This window comes from Microbacterium sp. P2_F9 (assembly GCF_056403635.1).
Genome location: NZ_JBFUFC010000217.1, coordinates 1 through 6,299 on the forward strand (window position 1 = coordinate 1; position 6,299 = coordinate 6,299).

General features: G+C 66.0%; 8 protein-coding genes. 7 read left to right on the forward strand and 1 reads right to left on the reverse strand.

All coding sequences use genetic code 11. From position 1 onward, the window contains the following. The 4 genes from AC1DVT_RS17165 to AC1DVT_RS17180 form a co-directional block, all read left to right on the forward strand. Positions 1–237, forward strand: a 237-nt coding sequence (locus AC1DVT_RS17165; RefSeq protein WP_477390268.1) for a hypothetical protein, incomplete at its 5' end; no start/stop codon positions are given. Between the two features lie 41 nt (positions 238–278). After that, a complete protein-coding gene (locus AC1DVT_RS17170; RefSeq protein ID WP_477390270.1) occupies positions 279–1,559 on the forward strand; it encodes an ABC transporter substrate-binding protein in 1,281 nt (426 codons plus the stop codon). A gap of 81 nt (positions 1,560–1,640) precedes the next feature. Further along, a complete protein-coding gene (locus AC1DVT_RS17175) occupies positions 1,641–2,573 on the forward strand; it encodes a carbohydrate ABC transporter permease (RefSeq protein WP_477390272.1) in 933 nt (310 codons plus the stop codon). A 68-nt stretch (positions 2,574–2,641) separates the two neighbouring features. Next, a complete protein-coding gene (locus AC1DVT_RS17180; protein ID WP_457100961.1) occupies positions 2,642–3,478 on the forward strand; it encodes a carbohydrate ABC transporter permease in 837 nt (278 codons plus the stop codon). Positions 3,479–3,490: 12 nt separating this feature from the next. Here the strand turns inward: AC1DVT_RS17180 and AC1DVT_RS17185 are convergent, their stop codons facing one another. Beyond that, complete coding sequence (locus AC1DVT_RS17185) at positions 3,491–4,273, reverse strand: nucleotidyltransferase domain-containing protein (protein WP_477390274.1); 783 nt, start codon at positions 4,271–4,273, stop codon at positions 3,491–3,493. Between the two features lie 149 nt (positions 4,274–4,422). Between AC1DVT_RS17185 and AC1DVT_RS17190 the strand changes: the two genes are divergently transcribed. From AC1DVT_RS17190 to AC1DVT_RS17200, 3 genes are all read left to right on the forward strand, one after another. Then, entirely contained in the window at positions 4,423–4,803 is a 381-nt protein-coding gene (locus AC1DVT_RS17190) for an L-rhamnose mutarotase (RefSeq protein ID WP_457100944.1), read from the forward strand. Then, positions 4,800–5,966: an L-rhamnose isomerase gene (rhaI, locus tag AC1DVT_RS17195; RefSeq protein WP_477390276.1), complete on the forward strand. Its 1,167-nt coding sequence runs from the start codon at positions 4,800–4,802 to the stop codon at positions 5,964–5,966. Before AC1DVT_RS17190 ends, rhaI begins: the two co-directional genes overlap by 4 nt. Next, positions 5,966–6,299, forward strand: a 334-nt coding sequence (locus tag AC1DVT_RS17200; protein ID WP_477390278.1) for an alpha/beta hydrolase fold domain-containing protein, incomplete at its 3' end; no start/stop codon positions are given. The genes rhaI and AC1DVT_RS17200, both read left to right, overlap by 1 nt.

The following is a 6,299-nucleotide window of genomic DNA, read 5'->3' on the forward strand; positions in this document are numbered from 1 at the left end:
GCGCCGTCCCATCCTGAAACGATTCACGATCGATTGTCAATCGAACGGCGACAGTTGCAGACGAAGTCCCGCTCGCGTTATCGGATCGTGATGAAGCGTTTCAATTATCTGTTGACTGCACACCGCGCGAGCCGTACGTTACGGAAGCTGAATGGTTTCAATCACGAACCGTCCAGAATCGCAGCGCAGCGAGGGCGGACTGGACCGCCCAGCTTTTACGAGGAGGTAAAAGAATGAAGAACTCCCTTTCCCGGAGAGTGCTCACAGTCTCAGCGGGGGTGATTGCTCTCGCACTGCCGCTCGCCGCGTGCAGCGCCGGTGGCAGCGGCGACGCCAGCGACGGTGGCAAGACCGAGATCACCTACCTGACGCAGAGCGACGACGCCAACGCCAATGCGGCGAAGGCCCTGATCGCGGCGTTCGAGAAGGCAAACCCCGACATCAAGGTGGAGCTGGTGACCCAGCCGGCGGGCACCGAGGGTGACAACCTGATGAAGACCAAGCTGTCGACCGAGTCGATGGAGGACGTCTTCCACTACAACTCGGGCTCACTGCTGCAGGCGCTCARCCCCGACCAGACCCTCGTCGACCTCAGCGACCAGGAGTGGGTGAGCACCCTCACCGACGACTTCAAGAAGGTCGTCTCGACCGACAACGGTCTCTACGGTGCCCCGTGGGGCACCTCGTTCGCCGGTGCGGTGCTCTACAACAAGAAGGTCTACGAGCAGCTCGGACTCGAGGTGCCGACGACGTGGGATGAGTTCATCGCGAACAGCGAGAAGATCAAGGCGGAAGGCAACGGCGTCGCCCCGATCCTGCAGTCCTTCGGCGACACCTGGACGAGCCAGCTGTTCGTGCTCGGCGACTTCGCCAACATCAACAAGGTCGACCCGAACTGGGCCGACGACTACACGAACAACAAGGCGAAGTACGTCGACCAGCCGGCCCTCGCGGGCTTCGAGCACCAGGCGGAGGTCCTCGCCAAGGGTCTGCTGAACGAGGATTACCCCTCGATGACGAACGCACAGGCGATGGATGCCCTCGCCACCGGCAAGGGCGCCCAGTACCCGATGCTGTCGGTGACGATCGCGACGGTGCAGCAGAACGAACCGGAGAACGTCGATGACATCGGCGTGTTCGCACTTCCGGCCGCCGACGCTGCTGACACGGCGATCACCATCTGGCAGCCGAACGCGCTCTACATCGCCAAGACCACGGAGGGCGCGAAGCTCGACGCCGCAAAGAAGTTCCTGGCGTTCGCGAACTCGAAGGACGGCTGCGACGTTCAGAACTCGGCGGGTGGCGCTGCCGGCCCGTACGTGACGACGGAGTGCACGCTGCCGAGCGACGCTCCCGCCCTGATCGCCGACATCCAGGCGTACTTCGACGCGGATGCGACCGGCTCCGCGCTCGAGTTCCTCTCCCCGATCAAGGGACCGAACCTCGAGAACATCACGGTCGCGGTCGGCTCCGGCATCACCTCCGCCAAGGACGGTGCCGCGCAGTACGACGACGACGTGGTCAAGCAGGCCCAGCAGCTCGGACTCCCCGGCTGGTGATCCCGCGCCGGATCTGCTGAGATCAGGCAAACCGGGGCCGGCGGCGCACGCCGCCGGCCCCCACTCAAAGAGGAGTGAGACATGACGACGACCGTCACGCCGACCGGAGCGGCCCCTCCCGCTGCCGGGACGACCAAGCCGCCCGCCAAGCGCAAGCGCATGAAGAGCCCGTATCCGTCGTGGTTCTACATCCCCGCCGCTGTGCTGTTCATGATCTTCTTCGCGGTGCCGACGTTCGCATCGTTCTACTTCTCGCTGACCCGCTGGACGCTCTTCAACGTGCAGTTCATCGGGTTCGACAACTTCGTGCAGTTCTTCCAGGAGCCCCAGCTCGTCCAGGGCTTCGTCAACACCTTCATCTACGGCTTCGTCACCTCCGCCTCGAAGGTGGTGCTCGGGCTCGCACTCGCGCTGCTGCTGACCGGCCCGATCTTCGGACGCGGCTATCTGCGCGCCGTCATCTTCTTTCCGGTGCTGGTTTCGACGATCGGCGTCGGCCTCACCTTCAAGGCGCTGCTCGACCCGTTCCACGGCATCGTCAACAACATCCTCGGCTTCTTCCACCTGCCCGAACCCGGCTGGTACACCGACCCCAGCCTCGCCCTGCTCACGGTCGCGGGCGTGGACATCTGGAAGGGCGTCGGCATCGCCACGCTGATCTTCATGGCCGGGATCGTCGCGATCCCGCACGAGTACTTCGAAGCCGCGCGAATGGATGGCGCTGGTTCCTGGTCGATCTTCCGCAACATCACCCTGCCACTGGTGCAGCCGGCGACCGCGACCGTCATCATCCTGTCCCTGATCGGCGGCCTCCGTTCCTTCGACCTGATCTGGGCGATGACCAAGGGCGGCCCCGGGTTCACCAGCGATGTGATCGCGTCGGTCATCTACAAGCAGTACCAGGCCGGCTTCTTCGGCCTGTCCACCGCGGGAAACGTCATCCTCTTCATCGTGGTGATCGCCGTCATGCTGCCGGTGTCCTGGTTCCTCAATCGAAAGGAGACGGAGCTGTGACCCTCACCGAAGCGATCACGACCGCTGACAGCCGCGGCGGTCGCCGGCCGAAGGACGATCGGCGGCCGATGACGGTCCGCCGCTGGATGCGCAAGTACCTCGTCGGGGTCATCGCGATCGTCGTCTCGGTCGTCGTCTTCCTGGTGCCATTCCTGTTCGTGGTGCTGGAGGCCGCCAAGAACCCCAAAGAGGCCGGGCTCGTCACTTTCAGCTGGCCTACCGAGTGGCTGTTCTTCCAGAACCTCGTCGAGGTGCTCCAGAAGAACGACTACCAGGTGCTGTGGGCGTTCCTCAACAGCGCGGTCCTCACGATCGCCAGCTGCACGATCATGGTCGTGCTGGCTGCGATGGTCGGCTACATCCTGCAGCGCAAGCGCTCGAGGCTCAACCCGCTCGTCAACTTCCTCGTGCTCGCCGCGCTCATCGTGCCGCCCGCGGTGGTCCCCACGATCTGGGTGCTGCAGGGCATCGGACTGTTCAAAACCCTCCCCGGCATGATCCTCATCGAGGCCACGTTCGGGCTCGCGTTCTGCGTGCTGCTCTTTCGCGCCTTCGTCGCCAGCATCCCGAAAGAGCTCGACGAAGCCGCGATCATCGACGGCGCGGGGCCCCTCCGACTGTTCTTCGGGGTCGTGCTCCCGCTGCTGCGACCCGTCATCGTCACGGTGATCGTCGTGCAGGCCGTGTTCGTGTTCAACGACTTCCAGGGACCGCTGTACTTCCTTCCGGGCAACGACAACCCGACGGTTCAGCTCGGGCTCTACAACTTCCAGAGCCAAGCGGTGAGCCAGTTCAACCTGCTGTTCATGTACATCCTGCTCACCACGATCCCGATGCTGATCATGTACATCTTCTTCAACCGGCAGATCGTCGCGGGAATGACCAGCGGAGCCGTCAAGGGGTGAATCGTGTCCGGCTCACCAGAACTCCGCGGGGATGGTCTTGCGAAGCCAGGCCAGTTCGTTGTCGCGGATGAAGATCGAGAGCGCCTGATCGGGGGTCAGGTCGTCGCCGAGCCATCCGTCCAGCATCGTCATGAGCACGCGCGCGTTCTCGATGCCCGGATCGGCCACGACCTGTCCCCACACCTCGACGAACCCGTCTGGGCTGGGAACGGCGCGGACGAGCTTCGAGATGTACTTCGGCCCCTGCATGAGGGTGTGATCGGCCGCGAGTGCGGCCCTGGCTGCGGCCAGAGCGAGGTGGAGGCCGGCATGACGACGCAGGAACTCATCCTCGCGCTCGACCGCCTGCTGCAGGAAGTACCCGCCGTAGAGGCGCGCCTGGGCGACGTGCGAGCGGACGCGGTCCGCCCAGGCCTCGTCGGGGAGGGTCGTGATCCGCTCGATGACCTGATCGAGGCCATCGACCCGGCTGAACGCGATCCGAGCGCCGAGGAACGAAGCCCGGGTCGGATCGTCGGCGCCCTGCGCAGCTGCCTCGAGGTAGGACAGGCTCGCGAGCTTGATGTCGATGTACGAGCCGGGATAGTCCAGGTCCCACCGGTCGACCCAGGCGAACCGATCGGCGGCGGATGCCTCGGCAAACCGCTCCTCGTCGACGACGAGGTAGACATCGACATCCGAATCCACCCGCTCGCGTCCCTGCGCGACGGAGCCGACCACCACCACGGCGAGCGTTCCCGGCGCGTCGCGCACCGACTCCAGATACGCCGCCAACGCCCGCTCGTGCTGCTCCATCGCGGCTCCCTCGCGTCGTCGATCGGCGCGTGCGCGCCGGCTGAAACGCTACCGGGAACGGCCCGCGACTTGCGAAATCACCGCGTTTCCCCTCATAATGAAACGATTCATTTTTCCCCGCGCACACGCCCCGCACGAAGAGGACCTCGATGACGAGCAACGCCCCGACCCGCGTCTGCTTCCAGCTGCAGATCGCGCCCGAGCTGCTGGACGAGTACATCGCCCGGCACACGCCGGTGTGGCCAGACATGCTCGCCGAGATCGCCGCCGCCGGCCGGCGCAACTATTCGCTGTTCCTCGCCGACGCCGGGCGCCTCATCGGCTACTACGAGACCGACGACGATGCGGCCGCGCAGGCGTACCTCGCGGCATCCCCCGTCGCTGCCCGCTGGGAAGCCGAGATGGGCCGGTTCTTCGTCGGCCTCGACGGCCGGCCCGACCAGGCGGCCACCCCCCTCACCGAGATCTTCCACCTCGAGTCCCAGCTCGAAGCCTCCGTCCCCCTCAATGAAGAAAGCGACGCATCGTGAGCATCCTCTCCCCCGACGTCCAGTCCACGCTCGCCCAGCAGGGCATCGAGCTGCCCTCGTGGGCGTTCGGCAACTCCGGCACCCGGTTCCGGGTGTGGACGACCGGCGGCACCCCGCGCGATCCCTTCGAGAAGATCGCGGATGCCGCGGAGGTCAACCGCGTGACGGGGCTCGCCCCGAGCGTCGCGCTGCACATCCCGTGGGACAAGGTCGAGGACTACAGCGCGCTGCGCCACCACGCCGAAGACCTCGGCGTGCAGCTCGGCACGATCAACTCCAACACCTTCCAGGACGAGGACTACAAGTTCGGCGCCCTCACCCATGAGGACGACCGGATCCGCCGCAAGGCGATCGACCACCACATCGAGTGCGTCGACGTCATGGACGCCACCGGTTCGCGCGACCTGAAGATCTGGCTCGCCGAGGGCTCGAACTACCCGGGCCAGACCGACATGCGCGCCCGCCAGGATCGCCTGAACGACTCGCTCCGCCAGGTCTACGACCGCCTCAGTGGCGAGCAGCGGCTCGTGCTGGAGTACAAGTTCTTCGAGCCGTCGTTCTACCACACCGATGTTCCGGACTGGGGAACGTCCTACGCGCAGGTGGCGACGCTCGGTGACCGCGCGATGGTCTGCCTGGACACCGGCCACCACGCGCCCGGCACCAACATCGAGTTCATCGTCATGCAGCTGCTGCGCCTCGGCAAGCTCGGCTCGTTCGACTTCAACTCCCGCTTCTACGCCGACGACGACCTCATCGTCGGCGCGGCCGACCCGTTCCAGCTGTTCCGCATCATCGTCGAGGTCATCCGCGGCGGCGGACTCAACAACCCGGACGTCGCGTTCATGCTCGACCAGTGCCACAACATCGAGGCGAAGATCCCCGGCCAGATCCGCTCCGTCCTGAACGTGCAGGAGATGACGGCTCGCGCGCTGCTGATCGACCAGGACGCGCTCGCCGCCGCGCAGTCGGCGAACGACGTGCTCGCCGCGAACGCCGTGTTCATGGACGCGTTCTACACCGACGTCCGCCCGGCCCTGGCCGAATGGCGTGAGTCGCGCGGACTCCCGGCCGACCCGATGGCCGCGTTCGCGGCATCCGGCTACCAGCAGAAGATCGAAGCCGACCGCGTCGGCGGCGTGCAGGCCGGCTGGGGAGCCTGATGACCGCAGCGGCCGAGAACCGGACGCTCGACGATCCGCACGGACCCCTCGGCGTCCGGATCTACACCCCCGATGCGCCTTCGGGTTCAGGACTCGTCTGGCTGCACGGCGGCGGCTTCGCCGGCGGCGACCTGGACATGCCCGAGGGCGACTGGGTCGCCCAGCAGTTCGCCGACCGCGGCATCGTCGTCGTCTCGGTCGACTACCGCCTTGCCCCGCTGCCGCAGGTGTGGGCCGATGCGATGGGCGTCGAGCGGCCGGAGGGCGGCTCGCACTACCCGGTCGCCTCCGAAGAGGCCGCCTTCGCGTTCGAGTGGGCGAGCGGGTCTGGAC

What these genes read in the sequence shown, in the direction of transcription:
- AC1DVT_RS17190 (WP_457100944.1), top strand. Translation starts at nt 4,423, where the DNA reads ATGACGAGCAACGCCCCGACCCGCGTCTGCTTCCAGCTGCAGATCGCG.
- AC1DVT_RS17175 (WP_477390272.1), top strand. Translation starts at nt 1,641, where the DNA reads ATGACGACGACCGTCACGCCGACCGGAGCGGCCCCTCCCGCTGCCGGG.
- AC1DVT_RS17180 (WP_457100961.1), top strand. Translation starts at nt 2,642, where the DNA reads ATGACGGTCCGCCGCTGGATGCGCAAGTACCTCGTCGGGGTCATCGCG.
- AC1DVT_RS17185 (WP_477390274.1), bottom strand. Translation starts at nt 4,273, where the DNA reads ATGGAGCAGCACGAGCGGGCGTTGGCGGCGTATCTGGAGTCGGTGCGC.